Source organism: Caldococcus noboribetus, assembly GCF_055389385.1.
Genome location: NZ_AP042475.1, coordinates 972,295 through 998,830, shown reverse-complemented (window position 1 = coordinate 998,830; position 26,536 = coordinate 972,295). Strand labels below are relative to the sequence as shown.

The 26,536-nt window shown below is 51.0% G+C and carries 30 protein-coding genes and 2 tRNA genes; 19 read left to right on the top strand and 13 right to left on the bottom strand.

Going from position 1 to position 26,536, the window contains the following annotated elements:
- The first annotated feature begins 8 nt into the window (after window positions 1–8).
- Entirely contained in the window at window positions 9–320 is a 312-nt protein-coding gene (locus tag ACZ5GQ_RS05225; RefSeq protein WP_498856126.1) for a ribonuclease P protein component 4, read from the top strand.
- On the opposite strand, the gene ACZ5GQ_RS05220 is transcribed toward ACZ5GQ_RS05225, so the two are convergent.
- Both ACZ5GQ_RS05220 and ACZ5GQ_RS05215 read right to left on the bottom strand, forming a co-directional pair.
- Window positions 317–1,177, bottom strand: a complete 861-nt coding sequence (locus tag ACZ5GQ_RS05220) for an SDR family NAD(P)-dependent oxidoreductase (RefSeq protein ID WP_498856125.1) — start codon at window positions 1,175–1,177, stop codon at window positions 317–319. The genes ACZ5GQ_RS05225 and ACZ5GQ_RS05220 overlap by 4 nt on opposite strands.
- A gap of 100 nt (window positions 1,178–1,277) precedes the next feature.
- Window positions 1,278–2,000 (bottom strand): putative RNA uridine N3 methyltransferase, encoded by a 723-nt coding sequence (locus ACZ5GQ_RS05215; protein WP_498856124.1) that lies wholly within the window; start codon window positions 1,998–2,000, stop codon window positions 1,278–1,280.
- Between the two features lie 284 nt (window positions 2,001–2,284).
- Here ACZ5GQ_RS05215 and prpB point away from each other — a divergent pair, with 284 nt between their 5' ends.
- Entirely contained in the window at window positions 2,285–3,223 is a 939-nt protein-coding gene (prpB, locus tag ACZ5GQ_RS05210) for an isocitrate lyase/PEP mutase family protein (RefSeq protein ID WP_498856123.1), read from the top strand.
- Between the two features lie 104 nt (window positions 3,224–3,327).
- Here prpB and ACZ5GQ_RS05205 read toward each other — a convergent pair.
- Window positions 3,328–3,415 (bottom strand) — tRNA-Leu (locus ACZ5GQ_RS05205).
- Window positions 3,416–3,490: 75 nt separating this feature from the next.
- Between ACZ5GQ_RS05205 and ACZ5GQ_RS05200 the strand changes: the two genes are divergently transcribed.
- From ACZ5GQ_RS05200 to ACZ5GQ_RS05160, 9 genes are all read left to right on the top strand, one after another.
- Entirely contained in the window at window positions 3,491–3,892 is a 402-nt protein-coding gene (locus ACZ5GQ_RS05200; RefSeq protein ID WP_498856122.1) for a PadR family transcriptional regulator, read from the top strand.
- Window positions 3,893–3,992: 100 nt separating this feature from the next.
- On the top strand, window positions 3,993–4,238 hold the full coding sequence (locus tag ACZ5GQ_RS05195; protein WP_498856121.1) for a hypothetical protein: 246 nt from the start codon (window positions 3,993–3,995) through the stop codon (window positions 4,236–4,238).
- A gap of 81 nt (window positions 4,239–4,319) precedes the next feature.
- Window positions 4,320–5,363, top strand: coding sequence for a diphthamide biosynthesis enzyme Dph2 (gene dph2, locus ACZ5GQ_RS05190; protein WP_498856120.1), 1,044 nt, complete (start codon window positions 4,320–4,322; stop codon window positions 5,361–5,363).
- Window positions 5,364–5,788: 425 nt separating this feature from the next.
- Entirely contained in the window at window positions 5,789–6,376 is a 588-nt protein-coding gene (locus tag ACZ5GQ_RS05185; protein ID WP_498856119.1) for an METTL5 family protein, read from the top strand.
- A complete protein-coding gene (locus tag ACZ5GQ_RS05180) occupies window positions 6,357–6,986 on the top strand; it encodes an exosome complex RNA-binding protein Csl4 (RefSeq protein ID WP_498856118.1) in 630 nt (209 codons plus the stop codon). Before ACZ5GQ_RS05185 ends, ACZ5GQ_RS05180 begins: the two co-directional genes overlap by 20 nt.
- Entirely contained in the window at window positions 6,986–7,600 is a 615-nt protein-coding gene (locus tag ACZ5GQ_RS05175; RefSeq protein ID WP_498856117.1) for a DUF2067 family protein, read from the top strand. Before ACZ5GQ_RS05180 ends, ACZ5GQ_RS05175 begins: the two co-directional genes overlap by 1 nt.
- Window positions 7,584–7,889: an RpoL/Rpb11 RNA polymerase subunit family protein gene (locus ACZ5GQ_RS05170; protein ID WP_498856116.1), complete on the top strand. Its 306-nt coding sequence runs from the start codon at window positions 7,584–7,586 to the stop codon at window positions 7,887–7,889. The genes ACZ5GQ_RS05175 and ACZ5GQ_RS05170 overlap by 17 nt, the downstream gene beginning before the upstream one ends.
- Window positions 7,886–8,179, top strand: coding sequence for a hypothetical protein (locus ACZ5GQ_RS05165; protein WP_498856115.1), 294 nt, complete (start codon window positions 7,886–7,888; stop codon window positions 8,177–8,179). The genes ACZ5GQ_RS05170 and ACZ5GQ_RS05165 overlap by 4 nt, the downstream gene beginning before the upstream one ends.
- Window positions 8,180–8,213: 34 nt before the next feature.
- Window positions 8,214–8,301, top strand: a tRNA-Leu gene (locus ACZ5GQ_RS05160).
- A gap of 3 nt (window positions 8,302–8,304) precedes the next feature.
- Here ACZ5GQ_RS05160 and ACZ5GQ_RS05155 read toward each other — a convergent pair.
- The 5 genes from ACZ5GQ_RS05155 to hemL are packed head-to-tail and all read right to left on the bottom strand — an operon-like array spanning window position 8,305 to window position 13,859.
- Window positions 8,305–10,266: a molybdopterin biosynthesis protein gene (locus ACZ5GQ_RS05155; protein WP_498856114.1), complete on the bottom strand. Its 1,962-nt coding sequence runs from the start codon at window positions 10,264–10,266 to the stop codon at window positions 8,305–8,307.
- A 3-nt stretch (window positions 10,267–10,269) separates the two neighbouring features.
- Window positions 10,270–10,971, bottom strand: a complete 702-nt coding sequence (locus ACZ5GQ_RS05150; protein ID WP_498856113.1) for a uroporphyrinogen-III synthase — start codon at window positions 10,969–10,971, stop codon at window positions 10,270–10,272.
- The gene (gene cobA / locus ACZ5GQ_RS05145) at window positions 10,941–11,702 is read right to left on the bottom strand and encodes a uroporphyrinogen-III C-methyltransferase (protein ID WP_498856112.1); all 762 of its coding nucleotides are present in this window, start codon (window positions 11,700–11,702) and stop codon (window positions 10,941–10,943) included. Before cobA ends, ACZ5GQ_RS05150 begins: the two co-directional genes overlap by 31 nt.
- A gap of 1 nt (window position 11,703) precedes the next feature.
- Window positions 11,704–12,603: a type 2 periplasmic-binding domain-containing protein gene (gene hemC, locus ACZ5GQ_RS05140; protein WP_498856111.1), complete on the bottom strand. Its 900-nt coding sequence runs from the start codon at window positions 12,601–12,603 to the stop codon at window positions 11,704–11,706.
- Window positions 12,600–13,859, bottom strand: coding sequence for a glutamate-1-semialdehyde 2,1-aminomutase (hemL, locus tag ACZ5GQ_RS05135; RefSeq protein ID WP_498856110.1), 1,260 nt, complete (start codon window positions 13,857–13,859; stop codon window positions 12,600–12,602). Before hemL ends, hemC begins: the two co-directional genes overlap by 4 nt.
- Window positions 13,860–14,049: 190 nt before the next feature.
- On the opposite strand from hemL, the gene ACZ5GQ_RS05130 reads away from it, so the two are divergent.
- Window positions 14,050–14,334 (top strand): hypothetical protein, encoded by a 285-nt coding sequence (locus tag ACZ5GQ_RS05130; RefSeq protein WP_498856109.1) that lies wholly within the window; start codon window positions 14,050–14,052, stop codon window positions 14,332–14,334.
- Here ACZ5GQ_RS05130 and ACZ5GQ_RS05125 read toward each other — a convergent pair.
- The 4 genes from ACZ5GQ_RS05125 to ACZ5GQ_RS05110 form a co-directional block, all read right to left on the bottom strand.
- Window positions 14,324–15,910 (bottom strand): HD domain-containing protein, encoded by a 1,587-nt coding sequence (locus ACZ5GQ_RS05125; protein WP_498856108.1) that lies wholly within the window; start codon window positions 15,908–15,910, stop codon window positions 14,324–14,326. The genes ACZ5GQ_RS05130 and ACZ5GQ_RS05125 overlap by 11 nt on opposite strands.
- Before the next feature lie 72 nt (window positions 15,911–15,982).
- Window positions 15,983–16,984, bottom strand: a complete 1,002-nt coding sequence (locus ACZ5GQ_RS05120; RefSeq protein ID WP_498856107.1) for a bifunctional phosphoglucose/phosphomannose isomerase — start codon at window positions 16,982–16,984, stop codon at window positions 15,983–15,985.
- A 154-nt stretch (window positions 16,985–17,138) separates the two neighbouring features.
- The gene (locus ACZ5GQ_RS05115; RefSeq protein ID WP_498856106.1) at window positions 17,139–18,227 is read right to left on the bottom strand and encodes a coiled-coil protein; all 1,089 of its coding nucleotides are present in this window, start codon (window positions 18,225–18,227) and stop codon (window positions 17,139–17,141) included.
- A 5-nt stretch (window positions 18,228–18,232) separates the two neighbouring features.
- Entirely contained in the window at window positions 18,233–20,368 is a 2,136-nt protein-coding gene (locus ACZ5GQ_RS05110; protein ID WP_498856105.1) for an acetate--CoA ligase family protein, read from the bottom strand.
- A gap of 219 nt (window positions 20,369–20,587) precedes the next feature.
- Between ACZ5GQ_RS05110 and ACZ5GQ_RS05105 the strand changes: the two genes are divergently transcribed.
- Both ACZ5GQ_RS05105 and cyaB read left to right on the top strand, forming a co-directional pair.
- Window positions 20,588–22,798 (top strand): CDC48 family AAA ATPase, encoded by a 2,211-nt coding sequence (locus ACZ5GQ_RS05105; RefSeq protein ID WP_498856104.1) that lies wholly within the window; start codon window positions 20,588–20,590, stop codon window positions 22,796–22,798.
- 10 nt (window positions 22,799–22,808) lie between these two features.
- Window positions 22,809–23,339, top strand: a complete 531-nt coding sequence (cyaB, locus tag ACZ5GQ_RS05100; protein WP_498856103.1) for a class IV adenylate cyclase — start codon at window positions 22,809–22,811, stop codon at window positions 23,337–23,339.
- On the opposite strand, the gene ACZ5GQ_RS05095 is transcribed toward cyaB, so the two are convergent.
- On the bottom strand, window positions 23,336–23,791 hold the full coding sequence (locus tag ACZ5GQ_RS05095) for a 30S ribosomal protein S19e (protein ID WP_498857378.1): 456 nt from the start codon (window positions 23,789–23,791) through the stop codon (window positions 23,336–23,338). The genes cyaB and ACZ5GQ_RS05095 overlap by 4 nt on opposite strands.
- 58 nt (window positions 23,792–23,849) lie before the next feature.
- Here ACZ5GQ_RS05095 and ACZ5GQ_RS05090 point away from each other — a divergent pair, with 58 nt between their 5' ends.
- The 5 genes from ACZ5GQ_RS05090 (at window position 23,850) to ACZ5GQ_RS05070 (ending at window position 26,515) form a co-directional block, all read left to right on the top strand.
- Complete coding sequence (locus tag ACZ5GQ_RS05090) at window positions 23,850–24,434, top strand: PNPOx family protein (protein WP_498856102.1); 585 nt, start codon at window positions 23,850–23,852, stop codon at window positions 24,432–24,434.
- Window positions 24,421–25,107 carry a hypothetical protein gene (locus ACZ5GQ_RS05085; RefSeq protein WP_498856101.1) on the top strand — a complete coding sequence of 229 codons (687 nt, stop codon included), beginning with the start codon at window positions 24,421–24,423 and terminating at the stop codon, window positions 25,105–25,107. Before ACZ5GQ_RS05090 ends, ACZ5GQ_RS05085 begins: the two co-directional genes overlap by 14 nt.
- Before the next feature lie 139 nt (window positions 25,108–25,246).
- On the top strand, window positions 25,247–25,900 hold the full coding sequence (locus ACZ5GQ_RS05080; protein ID WP_498856100.1) for a molybdopterin molybdotransferase MoeA: 654 nt from the start codon (window positions 25,247–25,249) through the stop codon (window positions 25,898–25,900).
- Between the two features lie 22 nt (window positions 25,901–25,922).
- Window positions 25,923–26,123: a molybdopterin-binding protein gene (locus ACZ5GQ_RS05075; protein ID WP_498856099.1), complete on the top strand. Its 201-nt coding sequence runs from the start codon at window positions 25,923–25,925 to the stop codon at window positions 26,121–26,123.
- A complete protein-coding gene (locus ACZ5GQ_RS05070) occupies window positions 26,090–26,515 on the top strand; it encodes a MoeA family protein (protein ID WP_498856098.1) in 426 nt (141 codons plus the stop codon). Before ACZ5GQ_RS05075 ends, ACZ5GQ_RS05070 begins: the two co-directional genes overlap by 34 nt.
- Window positions 26,516–26,536 lie beyond the last annotated feature (21 nt).

Sequence of the window (26,536 nt, the reverse complement as noted above, 5' to 3'; positions counted from 1 at the left end):
CCGAGCTAGTGCTAGAGGACATTATGAGACTATCTCAGTTCGCCCTCAGCGCCGCCCGCGAAGGCGACTTTAACTTATCATCGAGCGTTAACGAGCTCATAATTGCAATATCTCAGATGACAAGGGTTAGGCTGCCGCGTGAGTTAAAGAGATCATACTGCAAGAAGTGCAAGGTGACGCTCATACCCGGCGTGACCCTGTCTGTGAGGATAAGGTCTCAGGGAAGGCAAAAGTATGTGGTGAGAAGATGCCTTGTGTGCGGCTATATACACAGGTTGCCCCTAGACCGCCAGAGCAGTGCTGAGGAGCACACCGCCTAAGCTTCCCCAATGCCAAGGGATGCCCCTGCGTCAACCACTATAACTTGGCCCGTAACTCCGCTTGCCTCGGGGCTTGCCAGGAAGGCCACTACAGAGGCCACCTCTTCAGGTGTCACCAGCCTGTGAGGAGGTATCCTAGACAAGTACCTATCAAGGCTTCCAGTCCTCCCGGTCTTCTTGTCAAGCCACTCGAAGTAGCTAAGCCCTAGCCTAGTGGGCACAAAGCCTGGGGCAACTACGTTAACAGTAATGTTATGTTTTATAAGCTCTATTGCGAGGGATTTGGCCAGTCCTATCAGTCCTGCCTTGGCTGCGGAATAGGCTGTTAAGAAGTCTAGGCCGTAAATGCCGGCCACGCTAGATATGAATATGACGCGCCCCCATCCCTTGGATATCATGTCTTTCACTGCTTCCCTAGTTATAAGGTAGGGGCCAGTTAAGTCATAGTTTATCTGGGCATGCCATGACTCAGGGCTCATGCTAAGGAATTCAGATGCGTAACCCACGCCTGCGTTATTGATTAGGATATCTATACCCCCAAGCTCCTTTCTGACATGCTCTACGGCAGACATTATGTCCTCTGGGGAACCTAAGTTCATCCTTACAGCAGTGGATGGGACGCCCATTTGCTTTATCTCTCTTAGGGTTTTCTCCGCCTCGTCGGCGGCTTTCCTGTAAGTTATGGCTACGCCGGCGCCCATGGATGCCAGCTTAATAGCTATGGACCTTCCTATGCCTTTATCGCCCCCAGTGACGAGGGCCACCTTTCCCTTAAGCTGAGTAAGGCGGTCAGAAGCCATGTACTCACCATCCCCCGTTAGGGGTCTGTTCCCGAGTTCCAGATCATCCCAGTTCAAGGAGGCCTCTTTGAGATTATAAACGCTGCGAACTTAGGAGCTCAGTCAGTGAGGAACGCGTTAAGCAGCGTTAAGGACGCCAGAAGGGCCTCCTCACTCCTTAAGGTCTCGGTGCCCTGCAGGGCGCGGCGTTAATCACTAAGTCAAAGGCTTTGCGGGAGGTGTACTGAAGCAGGCCGCTCTTTGGACCGCCTACCACCAGGGCTACAGGTCTTCCTGCAAGTCCCCTAAGAAGCCAGTAGTCAACGGTTCCATACTTGCTAGTGCCTACTAGGGCTACCCCTTGTTCCTTAAGCTCTTGAAGATCTGATAAGATCTTGCCGGAGCGTAGAACCTTGTACCCGGTATATATGTTGCCCCATGAAGAGGGTTCGAGCTCAAACTGCCTCCCAGATCTCTTTACTATACGCGCAGTAACAATATCATTGACATTAAAGTGGCAGGGCTTTAACAGGCCCTCGCCGGCCTCCCCCATGTAAACACTGCATTGTGACCCTTTCCTCGTTGTTATCAAAACGTCTATAAGGTCCCCCTCCTTAAGGCTCTTTGGAGGTAAATGGTTAGGGAGGTTCAGCGGTGGCATGAGGCCGGCGTACTTAAGCCTCTCGCTGAGGCCTACAACTTTCTTCTTAAGATGAGATGGAACCACCTGATAATTGAGCAGCTCTGAGAGGGTTTCCTGGTCGTCCGATGTTGAGTCCTCATCCAGAAATATCCTGACCTCGTCAACTCTAAATATTGCTAAAGTCCTAGATATCAGTCCAGCCTTATATGTTTTGTCCCTCAGGTCCTGTTCAACACTAAGCACGCTGGCGGGTAACAAAACAATGAGCTTATGCCGCCTTCTCGGCGATGGCCATGGCGGGCTTATCAAGCCGAGCTGCCTTCCTCCTTGCTCTTACCGCCTTTTCTCTCAGAGCCTCTCTGCTCCTTAGTCATGAAGAGCGTTGTCCTCTGCCTTCCTCCCACGCGGCTCACCCGTGCAACATCTCCAGACTTCAGGCTTAAAGCCGTTATTTTAGGGCCCTGCGCTTCTTAGTCGCACTTGCGGGGATTGCGTGAAATTTAATTAATTTTACGAGAGCGCTAGCTGATGGGCTGGACGAGTTGGCATACCTTTACAGGAAGAAGAGCGACGTGCACCCAGCGGTCAGGTTAAGGGAGCTTATGAAGGGCAGCGGCATAATTATAGTGCCAGGAGTTTTTGACCCCGCATCAGCGCTTTTGGCGGAGAGCGTGGGCTTTAAGGCAATATACCTATCAGGCGCCGCGCTGACTGGAAGCCTTGCTATGCCTGACCTCAGCATAATAACTTTCTCTGAAGTCCTTGATGCCACAAGAAGAATCATGGAGGTGGTAGACCTACCCATGATAGTTGATACCGACACCGGCTTCGGCGAGGCGATAAATGTCTACAGAACCGTTAAAGAACTCGAGGAGGCGGGAGCCGCCGCCGTTCAGATAGAGGACCAGGTGCTTCCTAAAAAGTGCGGCCACCTCTCTGGTAAACACGTAGTCCCAGCCGACGAGATGGTTAAGAAGATAATGAGCGCGGTAGAGGCCAGACGTCATGATATGGTCATAGTAGCCAGGACGGATGCGCGCGAGGTGGAGGGCCTAGATGCGGCTATAGAGAGGGCTCAGATGTACGTAGAGGCTGGAGCCGATGTTATATTCCCAGAGGCCCTCCATAACCTAGAGGAGTTCAGGGAGTTCTCGCGTAAGGTGAAAGCGCCGCTTTTGGCTAACATGACGGAGTTCGGCAAGACCCCCTATATAACTGCCAAGGAGTTTGAGGAGGCAGGCTATAAGTTTGTAATCTTCCCGGTGACCATGTTCAGAGCAGCCATGAAGGCTATGAAAGACACCCTGCTAGAACTTAAGGAGAAGGGCACGCAGAAGTATATCTTAGATAAGTTAATGACAAGGCAGGAGTTCTACGAGCTAATAGGCTATTATGAATATGAAAAGAGAGATCTTCAGATAGCAGAAAAGGCCGAGGCTCTAATGAAAGAGTTAAAGCGCGGGGTTCAGGGGCAGGCATAAAAAGATAACATCCCTTTAGCATAGTGCATCATACGTACGTATATAAGCTATTTTAGCAATTGGGTAAATCGACTTGAGGGATTAATTGTTGTCATTTATCATTATGGTGCGGGGGGTGGGCTTCGAACCCACGCAGGCCTACGCCATCGGGCCCTCAGCCCGACCCCTTTGACCAGGCTCGGGCACCCCCGCACCGATGTTCTCTACAGTGCGGAAGGCTATTTAAGTAGTTTGCTTATTTTAACTTCTCAGGGGAATTAGTAAAGAGTGGTAAGCTTGGAGAGGGAGGAAAAGACAAGTAATGGCTTTAACAAGGCAATAAACAGGCTCCTGGTAAACATAACTGTCAGAACCCTTTGGATATACGTGCTGGCAACCTTAAAGGAGAGCCCTACCTACCCGTATCAGCTAAAGAAGATAATAAGGGAGAGGTTTTCATTTAACCCGCCCACAGTGACTCTTTACACAGTTGTCTACAAGCTGGAGAGGGACGGTTTAATAGAGAAGACGCCAGATGGCATGTACAGGATAACTAGCGATGGGCTAAAGGCCCTCGGCGAGGCATCTAAGTTACTTATGGAAATAGCTAAAAAGATAAACAATGCTGAGAGCCCGGCCATTGCTGAGGGAGCTGCGGAAAGCTCTGAGGAAATTAGGAGGCCTCAGTGAGATCGGTGTTCCTCATACCAGAGGTCAGCGCAGGTCAGCCTGATCATCGGCCCAGTTATTTAAAGGTGCAGAGCGTAAAAAGTCAATTGGCGCGGGCAGGATGGGATCTGCGGTGGAGCAAAGCAACTTGAAGGAAGTCATAGTTGAGTTTTCAGGATCTAGGTTCAGGGCATTTATAGACACCAGCTCAGGCCTCCTGGTCTGCCCCATCTGTAGGAGAACCAGAGTAGCGTCCCCAGAGGACTTAGTAGCTCACATCCTAGCCCATGCAATGAAGGACCTTGATAAGAGGAGAGAGCCTCCTCAGAGAGCGCATGCAACCTCCGAAGCCTCCTCGGAGGAGTGACAGGCCCTTTATTCGAGACTTCGAAACATTTACCTCCAAATTAAACCCTTCTCTACAATAGCGGCATGGAGAGTGAAATTAATGAAACTGAGATGCCAAGAAATACCATATGTGCTGGAGCTGCCTGACGACCTAGAGAAAGCGCTAGCCGGGACTACTGCTATGCTCCAGCTGCCTGACGGCTTGAAGCAGTATTCTAGAGAGATAGCGGATTGTCTTTCCGAGGCCGTAAAGGCCAAGGTTCTTATACAGGGGGATAGTGTTTTCGGCGCTTGCGACCTGCACTATGGCGAAGTGTCAGCATTGGGCTACGTGGATGCAATACTTCACGTAGGTCACACACCATATCCTGATTATTTAGGTGATAGGGTTAACGTAAATCCTAAGGGTAAAGTTAAGGTGTTCTTCATAGCTGCAAGGTACGTGGGGCTTCCCAGCGAGCAGACTATGGAGTCCTTATTAAGTTTGCTGAGGGCCAGGTCGCTCAGAAAGGTGGCCATTGCTACCACCACTCAGTACATATACGCCTACAAATTCGTCGCGAGCTATCTCAGAGAAAGAGGCCTTGAGGTAGTCACATTCCGCGGCCCAGCCAACTACTACGAAGAGGGCCAGGTTATAGGATGCGACTACAGCTTCGTTCCAAGAGGGGTGGAGGGCTACGTAATTATAAGCGGGGGCGAGTTTCACGCCTTAGGTCTTTACTTAGCAACCTTCAGACCAGTGATACAGGTGGACGTATATAGGGATAAAGCCTACGACATGACCGGGGCTGGGGAGAAGCTTTATGCCTCAAGGCTTTTCAAGGTGTCCATGGCAATGAACTCCAGCAGGTGGGGAATAATAGTAGGTACCAAGACAGGTCAACATAGGCCATGGGTTGTCTCGGCGCTAGAGGTTATGTTGTCCAAGCGCAGTCTACATTATAGGGAACTTTACGTTGGTCTGCTAACCCCTCAAATACTTGCAAACTTTGACAGCGAGTGGTATCAGGCCTTTGTTATAACTAGTTGTCCTAGGCTTCCAATAGATGACTTTAATGAGTATCCTAAGCCTGTGCTAACCCCAGGAGAGGCTTTCATGGCAATAGAGGGAAGGCTGAGCCCTTACAGATTTCCATGGTAGTAAGGACTCGCTGTAAAGCGTTGGGCTAGATCAAGCTTTGACGAGGTTCAGTACTTGTGGCCAACAGTTGTCCCTTTGCGACAGTTGTTAGCTTCTCCTCCAACAATTCTGCGATTCCGAGCGCTTGGAAGTGCAGCATCTCATAAGCGCTGTTAGCTTAGTCGTTGTCTATGAACCTCATCGCAGCGTCCTCTAGTTGCTTATTTGCTTGAAATGCTGTAAGTTACTGTGCTGATGTAGTACGGCGTCAGTGTTAAGTTTAAGACTATGAATCAATGAAAGGGTCTGTTGTGTAAAGTATTAAGACTCGGTCTTGATTTTAAAGCAGAAATGCAAGTGTTCTTAACTTCGAGTTTATACTTAAAGGACAAGGGCGCCAACTGCCAGGGCAGCTAAGTAGGCTTAAGGTTATACTTGAGAAGTACGTGCCGAAAATAGAGTCCCCCTCAGTTAAATTAGAACAATATACAACTCCTGCGGAACTAGTGCTTGCCATGTTGAAGGTTCCACTGCTTAGAGGGCTAGTGAATGATGCCACAGTTGCTGATTTAGGTTCAGGCACTTGTAGGATAGCTATAGCATCGCTTCTCCTGGGGGCAAGGAAGGCTATAGCTGTTGACTATGATTATAGGTTTGGCAGCATCTGTAGGCTTTCAGCAGAGAAGTTAGGCGTTAGCGAAAGGCTGGCATTCGTATCTGCGTGGATAACAAAGGACTCTGGCCCCCTCAGGCAGGGCCTTGTAGACCTCGTAATAATGAACCCGCCCTTTGGCGTGTGGAGAAGGGGGGCGGATAGAGAGTTCCTTGAGTACGCTATGAGCCTTAATGTTAGGGAAATAGTGGCTCTTGTGAAATCGGGGAACCTCGAGTTTCACGCGAGACTAGCTAGGGCTGGAGGGTACTCATTCAACTTTTTAGGTACGCACGAGTTTCCTATACCTGCGGCTATGCCGCACCACAGAAGCAGAATAAGGAGAATAAAGGTGGACTTGGTTGAGCTCTCAAGAAGCTAGCTATGTAGTTCCAGGCGACGTGATCGCGGTTGAAGAGGAGTACTCTGAGGGCCAAAACGTGTACGTTGATTACGATGCCGGCGTTCTCAGGGTAGCGTCTGTAGGGAGGCTTAAACTTGATAACGTTAACAAGATAGCTGAAGTCATTCCTGCAAGGAGGCTCAAGAGCCCCAAGAAGGGCGCCACAGTACTTGGCCTAGTGACTCAGGTGAAGGAGAACTTAGCCTTCGTTGATATCTACGGTGAAGTTATACTTGAGCCTAGGCCAAGCCGCTTCATAGAGTATTCTGGCGTTCTAGACGGCGTTATAACCCCAGAAAGCATAGGCGTCGACAGAGTAGATGACATCATGAACTTTGTAAGACCTAACGACATCATAATGGCCAGAGTAATGAGCACCATAAGTCCCTACCTGCTCAGCTTAAGAGGTCCTCAGCTCGGCGTAGTTTATGCGTTATGCTCAAGGTGCGGCGAAATACTAACCATAGAGGGCGGTAGCCTCAAGTGCCCTGCCTGCGGAAATGTGGAGAATAGAAAGCTTTCGACCTTTGCAGGCTCAAAGCTGATAAGGCTTGACGTAAGGCGCTTAATTCTCAGGAGGTTCCAGTAGTGGCCTCTGGGCAGAAGATCATAGTCAGATTACCGCGCAACCTTACTGATGTTGAAGCGCTGCTAGAGAAGATAAGCGAGAAAGCGTCTGCCAGCATAATTTCGACAGAAATTAGGAACGACAAACTTATAATTGAAATACAGGGTTCCGTAAGGGCTTCCAAAGATATTAAGAGGGCTATTCATGATATATTGAGAGGCTCGACGTCTAGGAGCTTCAGGACCGTGATCACAGAAGACAAGGTAAGGAATATAGGATACAAGGGACCCATGGATGTGCTTTCCTTTACGCTGAAGAAGATGGGGTTCGACACTGAGTGGGAGCCTCCAGAGCTTAGAAGCAATGCTCAGCTGAATGTAATAATGCAGGTTGCCCAGAAACTTTCTGAGGCACTAAAGATGGTGAACGGCCTCAGCCTCAGTGAGTCTGCCAGGAAAGCCGTTGCGGCCGTGCTAGCCCTTTCAGGGGCTGTCGATGTGAATGGAGTGATTTCCGTAGGTTTGTCAAAGGGCGTCCTGGTCAGAGATAGAAATAATAAAATACTCTCGGTAACAGAGTGGAGGGAAGCGGCTGATCTGATAAGGGGGTCGTTAGAGGTTGGCGGAGGACCTTAAGATTTACAAGTCAGGCAACAATTACATAATAGAGATAGAGAACGAGGATCACACTATGGGCAATCTGCTCTCCTCAACGTTAACTGAAGTTAAGGGTGTAATAGATGCATACTATGAGCTAGAGCACCCTCTATTCAGGAAAATTAAGGTTTATGTAAGGTTAGAGGACGGCTACGACATAAAGGATGTTTTGAGGGAGGCATTAAATAGGATAAAAGATATGAATGAAGCTTTTAGGAAAGAGTTCCTTGAGCAGGCTAAGTCTCTGGGCATAGAGGATCTCTCTTGAAGCGCGAGGCAAGGGTCCTGGCGAGCAAGTGCCATGGACACCTGTGCGTTGGTGTAGTGGTCAGGTTAAACTCAATAGACGGCTTAGCCATCTCATTTGATGGTTGTGAGGGGCTCTGCAGGAGGCTTGGCTATAAGGGATTTCTTGATGAGACTAGGTACTACATTGGCGATTGCAGCTGCGGCTTGGCATTAGTGCCTGTCCATCAGGAAAGGCTCAAGTGGGCAGTGACCTTTGCAGAAGACATAGTGAATTCCTTGACTAGGGCAAGGGATCTTCTAGGTGAATAATTTAAAGGGAGCAAAAATATTCTGTAAGTCTGGTGCGGGGGTGCCCGAGCCTGGTCAAAGGGGACGGGCCTAAGACCCGTTGGCGTAGGCCTGCGTGGGTTCGAAGCCCACCCCCCGCACCACGTTTAGGGATAAACTACTTTGCCGCTTTCAGGTAGAGTTCTGTACCCTGGAAGCGCGCCGCTCAAGGCCTTTGAGAACTCTGGACTCTTCAGAGTCTCTAAAAACGCCCTTATGCTCGGCTTGTTAATTCTGTCTTTCCTTACAACGAAGTCATAAATTTCCTCGCCAACTGGTATGAAGTCAAGGTTAAACATCTTTGCCACGGCCTCTAGGGATAACCCCACGTCAGCTCTCCCCTGTATTATAGCTGTCGCGACTGCCGTGTGAGTCTTAACCTCATAGGTGTAACCGTTTATCACCTTTTCAGGCCTCTCGCCCTTGAGCAGGGGCCTGAGCTTCATGTCGAGGAGCACCCTTGTGCCTGAGCCCTTGTTCCTGTTCACTATGACTACGTCAGGCCTCAGGAGGTCCTCAAAGCCCTTGATGTTCTTTGGGTTCCCCTTTCTCATCAGGAGCCCTATCCTCCTGGCATAACCTCTGTATATGTAAACTTCGTTCTCAAGGCCCATTATCTTGGGCATGTGCACGTTGTACTGCATAGTGTTCTCATCAAGTATGTGAGTTCCAGCTATGTCGGCGTCCCCTCTCTTGATGGCTATCCATCCACCCATGGAACCGACGCTTATCACCCTGGAGCTCTTTGTCAGGCCGGCGACTCTGAGAACCACTTCGATGCCAGGGCAGTTACTGCCTATTATGTTGAGCTCAGGTATCCTGAGGCTGGGGGAGAAGAGGTTAACGGTTACTTCTTCGTTTTCATCGAAATACTCCCTGCTCTCCTCCGCAGCTATGAAGCCATCAGAAAGGCCTATACCAGCGACCGACCCAGAACCCGTCATCAATGGGTAGGCGGAGAGGCTGCCGTCAACGTTTTGCACTAACTGAACAGGTATTAGCTCCATGAAGCCTCTCCCAGCCGGGAACCTGAAGGGTATCCTGGCCTTAACCTTAGGCAGCTCGACGTTTGGCTCGAGGCCCCTCATCATCATTATCACAGGGGCTACTATGGTGTACATGTTCATCATGGCCGAGAGGGGAAATCCAGGAAGGCCAAACAGTATCTTACGACCTTTTACTGCTATAGCAGTTGGCTTCCCTGGCCTAGCCTTAAGGCCATGTACTATGAGCTCAGCGCCTATGTCCCTAAACACTTTATATATCATATCGCCGTAGCCAGCAGATGTGCTCCCCGTAGTGACTACAATGTCAGAATTTTCTAGAGCCTCAGCTATGGCGGACTTCATGGCATCATAGTTATCTGGCAGGATGCCCTTGAAGGTGGCCTCCGCTCCCAGCTCGTTAAGCATGGAAGTTATAACGTATCCATCTACATCATAAAGCTTAGCTGTGGTCAGTGGCTCCCCAGGTGGAACTAGCTCTACTCCTGTCGAGAACACCGTGACCTTAGGCGGCCTATACACTTTGACTTTACTTATGCCTAAGCCTGCTAGTACCGCTATCTCCCTTGAAGTTATCAGGGTGCCAGCTCTAAGGACGTAGTCACCTGCTGATATGTCTGACCCAGCCTGGTTTATGTTCTCTCCGGGGGCAGTCGGCCTGTAAACAGTTAACATGTCGCCTTTCCTAACTACATATTCCTCCATGACCACGGAGTCCGCCCCTCTAGGTATCATGGCACCTGTGGCTATCTCAATCGCCTCACCAGGGCCCACGTGGCCCTGAGGGATCGAACCTATGGAAACCTTGCCTACAATCTTAAGCTGCACAGGAGTTACGTCGCTCGCGCCAGCTACGTCAAAGCTTCTTATTGCATAGCCATCAACCATGGAGCGGTCAAAGGGCGGATAGTCTATGGGGGCCTGTATATCTTCAGCTAAGACCTTGTTGAGAGAATCCAGCAGAGGGACCTCGATAACCTCAAGGGGCTTTATACCGCCTAGCTTTTCCTCGAGCAGCCTGAGAGCCTCATTTACGGAGACCAGCTTATGAAATACCAGCGCCAAAGTTCACCTGCACCCAAGCGCTTTCAGTAGCTCTCCAATGGCATTAAACGTGTACCGGGACGGGACAAGGAGCCTGGCTTCAGGACACATGGAGCTGACCACTGAGGCCGCCTTAGGTCCCATAGCTATAACTATGGCATTACCTAGGTAAGGCCTTACGTGGTTACAAGAGATCCTGGCGATCTCGGCGGAGGACACTATTATTAAGTTAAAGTGGGAGGCCAAATCATTGATGTCTATGTTCGCTGGAACCTCACGATATATGTTAATTCTGTTCACCTCAATTCCGGCTTCCCTAAGCTTCTCCTCAAGCTCATTATCTCCAGCCTCAGACCTTAGGCTTAGGACCCTTCTGCAGCGGGACAGCTTAATGAGCTCTGCAAGCCTGCTACTGTCATAGGTCTCTGGGTATGAGGCGTTTACGTTGAAAATTTCCTTGAAGGAGGCTGCCGTGGAGGCTCCAACAGCGAATACCCTAACGTTAGGTGGCCAGGAGCTCATAAATTGCCTTAGAAACCTTGGAGATCTTGGGCTCAGAAACGCGACGCAATCGTAATAGCCCCCAACTACATGCTCGGCCGCGGCCCTAAGAGCCTCAGGGATGGGCTCTATCTCTACAGACTTTACCCATTTGATGCAGCTGAAGCCGCTCAGCGCCCTCGGGAGCTCAGGCCCTAAGTAGAGTACTCTGCACCCCGCCTCCAAAGTTTTACCCTCTTGTTGACGCCCCTGCCAACATATATGACGGCCGGATTAATTATTACTCCTCTTCTCCAGGCATCTAATAGCGAGGATATGGTACCAACCACGGTTAGCTGCCTCTCCGTAGTGGCCCAGATAACGGCGGCCGCTGGCTCGTCCCAGCCTCTGGCCTTAGCGATTTCGCTAAGTATTAGTTCAAGATTTTTAACGCCCATGAGTATCACTATCATGTCAGCAGCCTGCGCTAAGGTCTTTACCTTCTCTAGGTACTCCTTCATATCTTTGCCTTCAGCCAAGTGGCCAGTTATCACTGCAAACGAAGAAGCGAAGCCTCTGCCAGCCAAGGGAATGCCTGCATATGCTGAAGCCCCTACAAAACTTGGTATCCCTGGGACTACCTCGCATTCAACATTATTCGAGATTAAGAACTCGCACTCCTCCTCCCCCCTCCCAAAAGTGTAGGGATCACCCCCCTTCAGCCTCACGACCAGCTTGCACTCCCTGGCCAGCTTCACAAGGAGCTCATTTATCTCTTCCTGTTTCATCTCATGTTTCTGCGGCTCTTTACCAACATAGATCTTGACGGCCTCAGGCTTTGCATAGCTTAGAAGCTCGACCGGAACTAGCCTATCATATACTATTGCGTCGGCTGTTTTAATCGCCTCTAGAGCTCTGACAGTAATTAGGGCTGGATCCCCTGGGCCAGCTCCCACTATTAGGACCTTAGTGGGCAACTCATGGCACCCTCAGGTTCTTGAGTAGTTCTTTGGCTATCCTTTCAGGCTCTTCCAGGCCGCCAGAGGCCTTGGCAAAGTTCATAACTTCGCCATCGGGCGAGGCAGCAGCTGCTATCATAGTTAGCCTGTCTTCTCCTTCCAGTATAGAGATGGCTCCTATTGGCGTGTGGCACCCGGCTCCTACGAGCTCCACGAACTTCCTCTCAGCCATTGCCATAGCATAAGTTGTCTCGTCAGAGGCTCTACGCAATAGATTAAAGAGTGGCGATGAGGAGGACGCCACTACAGCTATTATTCCCTGGCCGGGCTCCGGTGGAAACTTATCCAGGGGCAGCAAAACCCTTTTCTGCGGTATACTGAGCCTCCTCAGGCCTGCCTCAGCCATTATTAGATAGTCAACTTCCATTCTGTTGAGCTTAGCTATCCTTGTATCAACATTGCCCCTCACGACCTTTACTACAACGTTTCTATTATAGTGCTTCAGAAAAGCTGCCCTCCTCACGCTTGACGTGCCAACGCTGAGACCTGAGGGCAAGTCCTCCAAGCCAGCGACCTCGGGGGATCGCGGGCCTATTACCAAGGAGTCGTTCGGAACCTCCCGAGGAGGCACCATTGCTATCTCTAGGTCCCCCTCAAGTTGTGAGGGCAGGTCCTTCATGCTGTGGACAGCCACGTCAGCCTCGCCATTAAGGACCGCCCTGTTAACCTCTTTTTCAAAGACTCCTTTAACGCCTATGCTGAAGAGGGGTTTGTCCTGTACTATGTCGCCTCTGGTCTTAACTATCACTGGCTCATATTCTACTCGCTCTCCAAGCCTTAGTTCAAGGAACCTCATGGCTATGGCTACCTGTTCAAGGCTCAGCTTGCTGCCCCTTGTGGCTACCCTGAGCTTTATCATTTCAGTTCACTTGCAACCCTTTTGAGGGCCTCCTCCGTAATTGAAATTGCCTCATCATTATGAGCAGCGCTTGTGAACTGGGATTCAAATTGGCTTGGGGGTACAAATACGCCATACTTCTTCATAAGTTCGTGGAACTTGGCGTACTTCTCACGGTCGCTGGTCCTAGCGTCATCAGGGCTTGTAACCTTACGCTGCGTGAAGAACAGCTGGAACATGCTTTCTACTCTGTTAACGCTGACAGCGCCATTGAAGACTTCTTCAACATAATTAGCAATCTCCTTCGCGGCTTCCGAGGCCTTCAAGAGCGCGTCAGTGGTCTCAAGGATCTCCAAAGTTGCTAGCCCTGCGCTCATGGTAACAGGGTTAGCGTTGAAGGTGCCGGCGTTAAATACTGGCCCTCTAGGCGTGAGAAGGTCCATAATTTCGGACCTGGCAGCTACGGCACCTACAGGGAAGCCCCCGCCTATGATCTTACCTAGCGTCACTATGTCCGCCCTAACTCCAAAGTAGTGTTGGGCGCCTCCCATGGAAAGCCTGAACCCTGTTATAACTTCATCAAATATTAGTAGAGCCCCATATCTATCAGCTATCTCCCTGAGGCCCCTGAGGAACTCCTTGTCTGGAGGTATAACGCCCATGTTGCCTATTACTGGCTCCACTATTATTGCAGCCAGGTCGTCGCCTGCCACCTTAGCGGCCTTCTCCGCAGACTCAAGGTCGTTGTATTTAGCTACAAGCGTGAGTGCGGCCACCTGAGGGGGCACCCCTCTGCTGTTTGGCACTCCATATTCGCTGGCCGCGCTTCCGGCCTGAACTAGAACGTAGTCATGCGCTCCATGGTAGCAGCCGTCAAACTTAATTATTTTATTTTTCCCTGTAGCCCCCCGGGCCAGCCTTATGGCGGTCATTGTGGCCTCCGTGCCAGAGTTTACAAACCTCACTTTGCCTCCAGGCATTACATAATTAGTGACTTTTTTAGCAAGCTCAAGCTCTACCTTAGTTGGCGTCCCATAAAGCCATCCTTTCTCTATCTGCTCTATGACCCTCCTCTTGACGGCCTCGTTTGCATGACCAAGTATGAGGGGCCCATAGCCCAGCACATAATCTACTAGCTTCTCGTTGTCCTCAGTAATTATGTAGGGCCCTGTCCCCTCCTTGACAAAGAAGGGGTAAGGCCTCACAGCAGCTCGCACTGGGCTGTCAACGCCGCCTACTAGGAACTTTAGAGCCTCATCATAGAGCTCCTTACTCATCTTCCGTGCCCCAGAGGGAGCGCTTCTAGAACTTTAAATAGGAGGAACCTAAAAGGCTGCTTATACAAAGTTAGTCTTTATTTGTGTGATATCAATAGCTTTCGCTCATGAGGTCTCTAGTGGTATTACAGGCCAGCCTACACCTTGTGGGGAAGCCGAGCTAAGAAATGTAAGAGGTGCAACCTCTATGTTGAGTCGGACGGATTGGGAGCTCTCTAAGGAAGCGCCAGCAGCCGTAGTCGAGGCAGCGATGAGAATAGCGGGATCAAGCAGTTTGCCAAGCTTGATGGCAGTGCTTAAATCAATGGCTGACTCGGGGGACTCTTGGGTTTCAAGGGTCGCGGCAGAGCTCTCAAACAACGTGCAGGAGCTAAGCGCCTTGGTAAAGGATATGGAGCATGGCCTTAGGCCTAGGGACGAGCTTGTAAGGGAGGTCCTGAGCAAGGTTAAAGGCATGACGGAGCCTAAGATTTGATATCTCTAACGCCCTCGTTTAATACGTCTTGTAAGATCTTCTTAGCGGCCTCCCTTACATCCTTAGCTTTTGCCCTGATTAGGTTTAGGTGATCATTCATGTAATCGGAGTACGCATAGAGCAGAAGCACAGGTATGGAGCTCTGGTCTACAATAGCCCTTAGATAAGAGGACTCGCTCCAGTTGAACATGTTGGAACCTCTCCGTAGCTTTTCCAAATTTATTATGGTGTTGGAAAAGCAGTCTACCATAATATTAGGATTGCCCGTGGCTTTTCTAAGATCGTCCTGAATAGCGGAAACCTTGTTACTGACATAACTTAGCAGGCGGGATAAGTTGGAGGGCGAAGGTTCCAGGTCGTGCTTTCTCAGAATCTCCGTAGCTAACACCATCACTTCCTCGCTCCTCTTTATTAATGAAAGCGGGAGGAGGTCACGCCTCTCCAGGAGACTCAGAGCCCACCGCTTAATCAGCTTCTCCTCTCCACGCGCTGCCGATCTAATTATTACATCTAGCTCTGAGTCATCGAAGTAATAGAGATCTTCGGCTATGGCGTTAGCCAGAGAGCTAGGCCTTATAGCCTCCCTCAGGTCATCGCCATAAGCCTCGAGCAGCTGCGCGTGCGACTGAGGCAGCTCCCTTATGAACCTAGAGACGGACTTAGATATGGCTATGACCTTGTGATGATAATATACTGAGCGGTACATCTTATACCTTGCATCAAAGACGTCCTCAAGTGTCTGAAGGCTCTTTATGTCAAGTGATAAGAATGGCCTGCCGTCATCAAGCAGCGAGACGCCTATACCCTCGACTAGTCTATCCAAGTCAATGTTGCCATATACTATTCCCGTGGCCTGCGCGTCCCTCTGAAGGTAGTCCAGCCTGTCAGCATCGGCTATCTCATTTGATATGATGTCATGAATGATGCCGTAGGCCTCAGGCCTTATGCCAAGATCCTCCAGAGGTTCCCTCACGGTGGGTCCTCCGGGCTTCAGGAGCTCTGCTACGGCTTCTAGGTAAACATCAAGCTGGGGCCCTTCGAAGGATGACGAGAGGCTCTCTAGCTTTGAGATAAAGGAGACGCCATAGGCCTCATGTACTTTAAGTGCGCCGCCTGAGAGCCTGCTTAGCTCCTCAAAAAGCTTTCGTGAGTGCTGATCCTCCCCATACTTAGCCATATATTCTATGGCCTCTTCGCTCATATGGCTGTAGGCCAGGTGCCCTATGTCGTGGAGCAGGCCGCTGAGCCTGACTATCTGCACGAAGTTGTTAAGGTGCTTATAGTTACATTCGTATAGGACTTCGGAGCAAAGCCTATCATTATGTGACAGCGAGCCAGCTATTCTCTGAGCCATGCGCGAAGCTATATGCATGACCCCCAGCGAGTGCTCAAGTCTGCTATGGTGAGCTGACGGGAACACTAAGAACGCCATGCCAAGCTGCTTTATGTTATGAAGCCTTCTCATAAAAGCCGTCTGAAGGAGCCAGTACTCTGCTTCATTTATTGGTATAAAGCCGTGCACGGAGTCCTGCACTACGCCTTTCTGCTGATATGCGCCTACTAGCTCGCCCTGCATTAACTGCACCTAAATGCTCTTCCGCCTGCTGGTACCTTGCAGAACCTTAAAATACATTGCTAAAATCTTAGTTTAGGAGAGCCCAGCCCTCTCAAGGGCCTCCTTGTACTTTCCTGTTATTGAGGTGTCGCGCGGGTCCACGCCATTAAACATGGCTAAGTATGTTGACGTGTAGCCTCCCAGCAGCGAGCCCTGGAGCAGCTGGGCCAAAATTCCATTGCCTCTGGGCGTCACCCTAACAACCGTATCCCTCTGGTCACTATAGATTTGTTTTAGAAGGTCCTCGAGGACGGAGCACACCTTGCCGTCACCCTCTATTAGCACAAAGCCCTTCCTTACATTGTGCAGCTGCTGCCACACGACCATGTCATTATGGGCCGACTCAGGGTAAAACTCTGTCTTGGTTATGGCCTTAGCGTTCTCGCTGAACTCCTGCCTCCACCTGTGAGCTACTATGTCAAAGAGGCCGCACCCAGCAACTATATATAAGTCCTTGCCAGCGAGGGCCCTTGCTATGGTTTCGCCCTCACCCCTTGAAGTGGACCTAAGGGCGTCAGCCGCATCCTCAACCTCCTTGTCAGCAGCTATTTTAATTCCAGCTGAGTTAATAATTCCTATGGTGGCCCCAGCTAGCATTCCAAGCGCTGTTCTTGGGTAATATCCTGGCTGTATAAGCGCAAGTGGAAGCCCGCTCTCTTTAGCCCACGATGCCAGCTTGCCGCCGCTTGTTACTGACAGCACCGTGGCCCCTCTGGCCTTGGCCTCCCTTGCGCAGCTCACAGTCTCATAGGTGTTCCCGCTGTAACTTATGGCAACAACCAGATCTTCAGCTGTCACCCAGGAAGGGACGCCCTCAGCCTTGTGAACTATAACTGGGAACTTTAGGGCTTTGGCCGCGGCAAGTGCCCAGATATAGTCTCCTGTGACCCCACTACCCCCCATGCCACATAGCAACAACGCGCGGGGGCTCACCTGGGGCGATTTAATTGAAACTGCACTGTTATATGAGGAGAGTAGCTGGGAAGGCCACGTATCATAAAGCTTCAACATTTCCTCAGCTGCCTGTGCGCTCAAGGCCTTTCACGCCGGGTGGTTGAGTTCAAAAACTAACTAATAAGGTCTTGTAGAGTTATGAGGTTGCCAGTAAGGGCCTTAACTTATCTAGGCTTAAATGCTGTCCAAGGATAATTAAAAGGATTTTACGAGACTATATAGGGCCGATGAGCTCTTAAGTTAGGTCAAACTCTCCATATAGTATCCTCATTTCATCAAGGCTTAATGCCTCTCCTCTCTTAGCTTTCTCCTCGATCTCCTTGCGCCTCTCCTCAAGGGCCTTGAGCTCAATGCCGCGCTGCCTTGAGATCTTGAGCTCCTTTAATTTCACCATTAGCTCCCTGTACTTGTTGTAGAGCGCGTCAAGCTCCCCAGACAGGGCGTCTATGTTCTTGCTCTTTTCGTCAATGGTCTGTTTAAGCGAGTTTATCTGCTTGTTAAGCTCGTCGATCTTGGGCGTTAAGGACGCTATCTGGGCCTTAAGGTTCCCTGCCTTCTGCCTGAGCTCGGCTATTTTTGTGTTGAAGTCGTTAAGCTTCATCTTGAGCGCCTTGACCTCAGCCTCTATCTCCATTATTGAAATCTCTTCCTGGCGTGCCTTCCTTATCCTCTCTGCAAGCTCCTCTAGTCTCTCTATTTCCTCTATGAGCCTCTTTTCCTCCTGTGGCGGAAGGACAGAGGTCTGCTGTCTCCACTCAAGCTCCTCTATCCTCTTCTGAACCTTCTTAAGGCTAAGCTTAGCGACGTTGCCCTCCTTGTCAAGCAGCTGTCTGGCCTCCTTAAGCTGCTCTATCTTAGTCTTAAGGTCGTTGAGAGTTGAACTCTTGTCCTGGTTAAGCTTGGCCAGCTGGTCAAGCACCTCCTTACGGTCGGACCTCAACTTAAGTAGTTGACTTACAAGTTCCTTCTTCTGCTCAATTAACTTAGCTCTCTGCTCGCGTAGCCCCTTGACCTCATTAATGAGTTGCATCCTGTTATTTTTGACCTCAATAATCTTATCCCTTATAACATCTACGAGCTTGTAAAGGTCTTCCTCCTTCATATTAGAGGTATCTGCGGTAACCAGCTGCCTTATATCTTCAGGAAGGGCCTCTGGTGGCAGAGGCTCAGGAGCCCTCCTGGGCCTTCTAGCTTCCTGCTGGTTCACTGCCTGCTGGGCTTGGCCCGTTTGGGAGGGAGTCTGAGTCTGGGCGCTCTTGGATTCGTCGTTGTTCGCATTGATGTCCTGAGGCTTCTCAGCAGCCAGGCGGTCACTTCCCTCCAAGCTTTTTATCCACCTCCAACTATTATGCGTGCGTCAACAGCTGTCGCTTGTTCTATGCGTGCCAGAACGGGATTTATATCTACCTCTTTTATGGTCAAGTGGTCGTAAAGTAGGATACTTAACCTGGAGATTATCTCTGCTATACTTTCCAGGTTAGCCCGCTGCATGCCCCTGTAACCCTTAAGTAATGTGTAAGTCCTGGTGGCCGAGATCATCCGTAAGGCCTCTCTGAGGCCAACAGGGGCTAGCCTCATTGTCACGTCGGAAACAAGCTCCACCAAGAGGCCTCCTGAGCCGAAGGTAACTATAGGGCCGAATTGAGGGTCGCGCATACCACCTATCATGACCTCATAACCATCTCTTATCATCTTCTGAAGTAGAACACCTCTTATGTCAGCGTGCGGCGCATGAAGCTTAACATTGGAGAGCATAGACCTATATGCAGAGGCCGCTTCGTCAACGCTATTAATGTTAAGCACTACGCCGCCCACGTCACTCTTATGAACAATGTCAGGGCTTAATATCTTCATAACGAGAGGAAAGCCAAGCCTCTGTGCGCACAACTTTACATCATTTTCAGTAGTGGCCGTGCAATAGTCAGCAACAGGGATCCCGTAGGCCCTCAGGACTTCCATTGCTTCATCTTCAAGTAGCTTACTACGGCCCTCCTTGATCGCACGAGCTATTATGCCATCTACCAACTTGGCAGCGTGGCCGTCAACGTTTGGCATAATGTCACTAGCCCTTTCAGCTTCAACGCAGAGCCTGCATTTCCATAGGTCAGACAAAGCCCTGGCGGCGCGGTCAGGGAACTCAAAGGTTGGTATTCCAGCCGTCTCGAGCATATTAGCTAACTTTTCACCATAGCTGGCACCTATAGTAACTACGGCCAAGGGCAGATCAGGGTGGCGCTTCCTGATGTTTATTATGACGTTAAACGTCTTGTCAAGATCCATGGTAGGCGGCTGCACAAGGGTCACCAACAGGAGAGCGTCAGCGTCGTTGTTAGATAGCAATGTCTCAGCGACAAGTTCAACATGCTCAGGCCTCGCATCGCCTGTCAGGTCAAATGGGTTGCGCAGCGACACCCGGTAAGGGAATAGAGCCTTAAGCCTCTCTACTGTGGCCTGTGATGGCTGAGGCACCTGCAGGCCCCTGGACACCAGGTTATCGGTAGCTATAACGCCGTGACCGCCTGAGTTTGTTATGACGGCCACCCTGGGCCCCCTTGGCAAGGCGCCCGAGCTGAGAACCCTGGCAGCGTCAAACATCTCCTGGAGATCCTCAACCACTATTGCGTTGGCCTCGCTCATGGCCTCCTTGAAGACATCGTAGGAGCCAGCTATTGATGCTGTATGGCTAAGCGTGGCCCTTGAGCCCTCCGCGGTCCTGCCTCCCTTGAGCACAAGCACTGGCTTCTTGCTGTCGTAGGTCACCTTTCTAATAGTGTCAACAAGCTCCCTGCCCTTTGTGACCCCTTCCAGGTACATTAGTATGACCTTTACGTCAGGCGAGCTGGCGAGGTAGTTTAGGCTGTCAATTTCGTCGATGTCAACTTTATTGCCAAAATTTATAGCTTTAGATATGCCTACGTTGTTAGCAGCTGCCCAGTCCATGAGGGTTGCCAACAGCGCTCCGCTCTGGCTTATTATTGCTATAGGTCCAGGCCTAGGTCTTCTCATCCTCTCCTCTGGCAGGAAAAACGTGTCAACGCCGTTTGCAGAATTGTAAACTCCTATGCAGTTTGGCCCAAGGATTCTTACGGAGTACTTCTTGGCTATAGAAACAACTTCCTCCTGTAGCTTTATGCCCTCCTCGGTGCCTGTCTCAGCGAAGCCCCCACTAAATATTATAGCGCCCTTGACGCCCTTCTTGCCAGCGTCCTCAAGCACCGAGGGCGTCAGCGTGGCGTTGACGGCAACCACGACTAGGTCCACATCGTCATCTATCTCGCTCAGCGAGCGGTAGCTCTTTATGCCTTCAACGTTGTCATATTTGGGGTTTACTACATATAGCTTACCCTTATACTTCAGCTTCAAGTTGGAAAGCATCACTCGGCCCATATTGTCAGCTCTTGGAGACGCGCCTACTACAGCTATGCTCTTTGGTTCGAAGAAAACTTTAGCATCAGCTGTATACATCTTACATCATCACTTGTTACGCCCGCCTTGAGTTTAATAAGGCTTAAGGTTTAAGGATGAGGGAATCAAAGTCCTACACCTTTAGAAAAAGGGTGCTGTGTTAACTCTAGGAATACTTTAATGAGCTGACAGTCAGTTGAGACCAGCAATTCCCTATGCCTTCATTAGGTAGGAATACATATTAGTCCTGTCAGGGTTGATGTATCAGGGGCTTATTAAATGGTCTCACAGAGCGTAACGCTAACCGTGGAGGAAGCTTACAGGAGCGACAGGCCAGGAAGGAAGATCGTGAGGATAAGCGACTCTGCCATGGAGAGGCTTGGCATAGAGACGGGGGACTTCGTGCTGATAAGGAGCTCTAAAGCCGAGGAGGTCGGCGTGGCATGGCCTCTAAGGGATGACACCAACCCTGATATAATAAGGATGGACGGCCATATGAGACAAGTACTTGGAGTCAGCGTAGGTGATAAAGTGGAGGTGATGAGAGCTGATAACGTTAAGCCAGCGCACAGGATCGAGCTCGCCCCTGTTGGCCAGGCCACAGTTCAGACGTTCTTTGGGGCCGTTCCAATAAACATGGTGGTGTCGCCCGAGGACCTAAGGGATGAGCTCATACGTAAGCCTCTCATCAGGGGCGACCTGGTGCCGCTTTCTGACGAGATACAGCTAGCTGTAGTAAACACTAATCCTTCAGATCCAGTTTATGTAACTGACGACACGGAGATTGTAATAAGGAGCGAACCTGTCAAGCCTTCAGAGTACCCGCTGCTGAGCAGGGGCACCAGAGTCACGTGGGAGGACATAGGCGACCTTGAGGAGGCGAAGCAGCGCATCAGAGAGATAGTTGAGCTCCCAATGAAGCACCCCGAGATATTCCAGAGGCTTGGTATAGAGCCTCCTAAGGGCATACTCCTTTACGGCCCACCAGGCACTGGCAAGACATTGCTTGCCAAAGCGCTGGCAAACGAAATAGGCGCTTACTTCATAGCGATAAACGGACCTGAAATTATGAGTAAATACTATGGTGAGAGCGAGGAGAGGCTAAGGGAGGTGTTCAAGGAGGCTCAGGAGAACGCGCCCTCAATAATCTTCATTGACGAAATAGACTCCATAGCGCCCAAGAGGGAGGAGGTAACGGGCGAGGTTGAGAAGAGGGTAGTGGCGCAGCTCCTGACCTTAATGGATGGCATACAGGAGAGAGGAAAGGTGATAGTGATAGGAGCAACCAACAGGCCTGAGGACCTGGACCCGGCCCTCAGGAGACCCGGGAGGTTTGACAGGGAGATAGAGATCAGGCCGCCAGACAAGCAGGGAAGGCTTGAGATACTTCAGGTTCACACAAGGAACATGCCGCTTGACAGTGATGTAAACCTTGCTGAGATAGCCGACCTCACTAAGGGCTACACTGGCGCTGACCTGGCAGCGCTGGCCAAGGAGGCAGCTATGGCAGCCGTGAGGGAGTTCATGAGCTCGGGTAAGGTAGACCTGTCAAAGCCTGGCGAGATAAAGAAGGAGATACTAGAGACGCTAAAGGTGAGCAGGAGACACTTCCTCGAGGCGATGAAAGTAGTCAGACCGACGCTCATACGCGAGGTCTTCGTAGAGGTGCCTGAGGTTCACTGGGATGACATAGGCGGGCTTGACAATGTAAAGCAGGAGCTGAGGGAGGTTGTCGAGTGGCCGCTCAAGCACCCAGACGTGTTCCAGAAGATGGGCATCGAGCCCCCCAAGGGCGTGCTGCTCTTCGGCCCGCCCGGCACCGGCAAGACAATGCTTGCAAAGGCCGTAGCCACAGAGAGCGGGGCCAACTTCATAGCCATAAGGGGCCCCGAGGTCCTGAGCAAGTGGGTCGGCGAGAGCGAGAAGGCCATAAGGGAGACATTCAGGAGGGCACGGGAGGTGGCGCCTGTTGTGGTCTTCTTTGACGAGATAGATGCCATAGCGCCTGCAAGAGGCTACAGCTTCGACAGCGGAGTTACGGATAGGATAGTGAACCAACTCTTAACGGAGATGGACGGCATAGTTCCGCTCTCTAACGTGGTCATACTGGCCGCCACTAACAGGCCTGATATACTAGACCCCGCACTACTTAGGCCAGGAAGGTTTGACCGCGTAATCTATGTGCCGCCGCCTGACAGGGAGTCCCGTAAGCAGATATTCAAGGTGCACCTCAGAAAGGTGCCTCTGGCCAACGATGTTGACATAGATAGGCTCGCTGACCTGACAGAGGGCTACACTGGGGCAGATATAGCAGCTGTTGTAAGGGAGGCCGTCTTTGCTAAGCTGAGGGAGAAGTTGGAGCCAGGCCCTGTAGAGTGGAAGCACTTCGAGCAGGCCCTCAAGAGGGTCAAGCCGAGCCTTAGCCGCGAGGACATAATGAGGTATGAACAGATGGGCGATAGGCTCAAGAAGATGATCATGTCTGTCTGAGGCGATTCACTTGGATCACATAGAGGTGGAGGTCAAGCTGAAGGTGCCCTGCAGCCAGCTTAATGTAATAGCTCAGAGGGCTGTGGAGGCAGGCGGCAAGGTGGAGGGGCCCTTCGAGGAGGTTGACGTCTATTATCAACATCCCTGCAGGGATTTTAAAGCATCTGATGAGGCGTTGAGAGTTAGATACGTTAACGGAAGTCCTCGATCTATAACATACAAAGGGCCTAGGGAGGCAGGCCAGTTCAAGGCAAGGAGGGAAGTTATTGTGGACGTGAGCTCTGACCCAGATACGCTCCTGAGGCAGCTGGGCTTCGAGCCAGCTATAAGGGTGTCCAAGGTTAGAACTTACATAAAGCTAGGTAATGTAGAGCTTACGCTTGATAATGTAGAGGGCCTCGGATGCTTTATTGAGATCGAGTCGCTGAGAGGCAAGGGCGAGGATGTGAACGGGGCTATTAACGCGCTTAACATACGCGGTGAGGTCGTAAATCGCACGTATGCAGAACTTGTGGCAGGGCTTTCCTCAAAGGTTAGTTAGAAGTACTTGGCCAGCTCGGGTCTCTCCTTCACTACCTCATTGGCCACTTCTTTAGCAACCTCATCAAGGAGCGAGCGTCCCTTGGGGGTTAGGACCCTTCCATGCCCTGTGCTTTTAACTAGGCCCGCCTGCTCCAGCTGCTGCAGTATTCTCCTTATATTGCTTCCCCCTCCCTCTGCAAAGTGCGCTGGCCTAACACCGTTACGCTTTCTGCCACCATATATAACCCTAAAGGCGCCCACGCCTATAGGCTCCTCTGCGAGGTAAAGCTTCCTTAATATTGAGGCGGCCCTCGTATACCACCAGTCCGGATCATCGGGGGGCCTCTCCCTTGAGACGCCAGTCTTGGCGTAGAGGGCCCACTCGGGCCGCTTTATCTGCTCAATGTTCTTCAGCCTTGCAGCAAGCCTTTCGATGAGCCTGTCGGCTGGTACGTCAGCCACGTTCACCATATCTACTCCCACAAGCCCTTATTCGCTTAGGGAATTAAAGCGTTTTGGGCGGTGGAAGTTGATAGAAGGCGCATATTATGAGTTCATAGCGTTTCCATGCGGGGCTGACTCAAGGTACTCAATGCCACTAGGTGTTCTGTGGGGCGATAACAAAATGTTCTCTGTGTATCGCAGCGCTGGCCTTCTTAGGTTCCTTGCCGACAGAGGGACTTTAATGCTGCTTTCACCGTCCGACCCTCTTCTCTTTGCAAAGAGCGTCAACCACACCTTGGAGCACGAGGTCGAGTGGGGTCCTGATGGCTGCCCTAAGCTCTCAGGCTTAGGTGGAATTTACACGTGTGAGTACCAGAGGCTGATGGAAGGCCCTGAAAAGGTGACTTTTGGGTGCAAGCTGACAGAGGTGGAGGGTCCCCACGTGCCCTATACTAGGGCCTATGGGTGCCTTGTCGAGCTATTAGTTCTGCTAACTAAAGCTAGGGCTGGAGTTGGTGAGAGCTGGTACGTTGACTATGCCAGAGGGCTCAGGTGGTGCGTTGAGAGGTCAACCAGGGGATTGCGGGACTATGTGGACACCGCTGACGCAATACTGCATGAGCTTGAGAGAATTATTAAAGAGGGCAGAGGTAGGGGTGAGAGCCTATAGAAGAATAGTCGAGGGAACGCTTGGGTATCCTGAGGTTAACGAGCTTAACACAGCAATGTACTTCGATGGCTTCATTTCATGTGATGAGCTGTGTAACAAGCTCCTAGAGATCATGGCAAAAGTGTCTGGGAATGAGGTCTGCGTGGTAGGTCCCTTAGCCTCGCCGGATGAAATTAGGGGCTGCGGCATAGTAATAGCGCCCGAGGGCGGAATTATCCCTCTGCTTAAGGCGGGTCTCAGGCCACTTGCACTTACTACAGATGGGGATTCTTCCCCTCAGGTGTTTTACAATGCAGTGGAAATCTCGGACTATGTGCTGTTGCACATACATGGAGATAACCTGAACAGGGTCTCATCGCTGGTTATGGAGATTCCCAGGAGCAAGCTGCTTCTGACGTCACAAGTCTATACGCCCTATTGTGTGTATCCCTCAGGCGCCTTTACAGACGGGGATAGGGCTGTGGCTATATCTATGGAGATGGGGGCTAAAAAGGTCAAGGCGCTCGGGTTCAACTTTGATCTAGTCTCATGCACCCATAAGGACTACTGCTATGCTGACACAAAGCTTCAGAAGCTTAGGGTCGGCAGGGCGGTCCTCCTTGATATAGCATTGAAGCTTGGATATAGTATAAGCATAGAAGGCAACTTAATGCTTTTCGAGCAGGACAAGTAAGGCTTGGCCCTAGCTCTCGAGAGTCCTTTAAACCTTAAGGTCCAGCTCTTTTCGCAAGAGGCAGAAAATGCGGACACTGGAAACAAGTATAGAGCGCAGATGGAAAAAGGGTAGCTGGACCCGGAGCGCGGGGGATACTATGTCAGTGAAGAGGACTATGGAAGGCTTTAAGATGCTAGTCAGCGTCGACGAGGCTCTAAGGAGCATCTTGGATAACATAGGCGTGACTCCAGAAATAATAGAGGTAAACATACAGGACGCCTTGGGTTTGCCGGTGGCAGAGGACGTAGTAGCGCCATTGGATGTGCCACCCTTCGATAGGAGCGCCGTGGACGGTTATGCTGTGAGGTCCTCGGACACCCTTGGGGCAACCCTCCTGAACCCTGTGAGGCTTAGGATCGTAGGTGAAATCCAGGCGGGTGACGACCCGTCAAAGCTCCCGCGGGTTGGCGAGGGTGAGGCTGCAATAATATACACTGGGGCGCCGCTGCCCCCAGGGGCCGACGCTGTAGTAATGGCTGAGGATGCATCCAGGGTTGGGGACTATGTCGAGGTTAAAAGGCAGGTGACGCCATATATGAACGTCTCAAGGAGGGGCGAGGACTTCAGCAAGGGCAAGATAGTGATTAGAAAGGGTTATAAGGTTCAGCCATGGCATGTAGGCGCCCTGGCTTCGCTTGGCATAAGGAAGATCAAGGTGTTCAGGAGGTTAAGAGTTGCAGTAGTCTCTACGGGCAGTGAGGTAGTAGAGCTAGACGATCCGCGCAGGTACTCCTGGAACAATAATAAATAGCACAAAGCCTATGCTAATTTCGTTGCTTAGGCAGGACGGCTTTGAGCCCATAGATATGGGCACAGTGCCTGACGACACTGACATGATAGAGTCGAGGATATCTGAGGGGCTAAGGGTGGCCGACGCTATCATAACGACGGGGGGAACAAGCCTAGGGACCTACGATCTAGTTCCTGAAGTAGTTGGCGCATGGGCAAAGTTCTCTTTAACGGCGTCAGGATGAGGCCCGGGAAGCCCACCGGAGCCGGCGTAATTAACGGCAAGCCCATATTCATGCTCTCAGGGTTCCCGGTGGCGTCACTCACAGGCTACATAACGTTCGTAAGGCCAACGCTAAGACATATTACGGGCACTCCCGAGGACCCAATGCCCATGGTGAAGGGTAAGATAACCAGAAGGGTGGCTAACGTGGCAGGCATAAGGACCTACCTGAGGGTTAGGGTTTACCCTAATGAGAGGGGGGAACTCATGGTTGAGCCGCTGGCGATAACGGCATCAGGGGTGCTCTCCACCCTGACGGAAGCTAACGCGATACTAGTGCTAAATGAAAACGTGGAGGGCTATGACGCCGGTGATGAAGTCGAGGTCATGTTAATCTCCCCTGTTGAAACTTAGTGGCTGCTAAACTTATTTGTC

Excerpts from the sequence above, each read along its gene's own strand:
- dph2 (WP_498856120.1), top strand. The coding sequence starts at position 4,320 with ATGAAACTGAGATGCCAAGAAATACCATATGTGCTGGAGCTGCCTGAC.
- ACZ5GQ_RS05110 (WP_498856105.1), bottom strand. The coding sequence starts at position 20,368 with ATGTATACAGCTGATGCTAAAGTTTTCTTCGAACCAAAGAGCATAGCT.
- ACZ5GQ_RS05105 (WP_498856104.1), top strand. The coding sequence starts at position 20,588 with ATGGTCTCACAGAGCGTAACGCTAACCGTGGAGGAAGCTTACAGGAGC.
- ACZ5GQ_RS05195 (WP_498856121.1), top strand. The coding sequence starts at position 3,993 with ATGGGATCTGCGGTGGAGCAAAGCAACTTGAAGGAAGTCATAGTTGAG.
- ACZ5GQ_RS05070 (WP_498856098.1), top strand. The coding sequence starts at position 26,090 with ATGGGCAAAGTTCTCTTTAACGGCGTCAGGATGAGGCCCGGGAAGCCC.
- ACZ5GQ_RS05080 (WP_498856100.1), top strand. The coding sequence starts at position 25,247 with ATGTCAGTGAAGAGGACTATGGAAGGCTTTAAGATGCTAGTCAGCGTC.
- ACZ5GQ_RS05125 (WP_498856108.1), bottom strand. The coding sequence starts at position 15,910 with ATGCAGGGCGAGCTAGTAGGCGCATATCAGCAGAAAGGCGTAGTGCAG.
- ACZ5GQ_RS05095 (WP_498857378.1), bottom strand. The coding sequence starts at position 23,791 with ATGGTGAACGTGGCTGACGTACCAGCCGACAGGCTCATCGAAAGGCTT.
- hemL (WP_498856110.1), bottom strand. The coding sequence starts at position 13,859 with ATGAGTAAGGAGCTCTATGATGAGGCTCTAAAGTTCCTAGTAGGCGGC.
- hemC (WP_498856111.1), bottom strand. The coding sequence starts at position 12,603 with ATGATAAAGCTCAGGGTAGCCACAAGGGGCAGCAAGCTGAGCCTTGAA.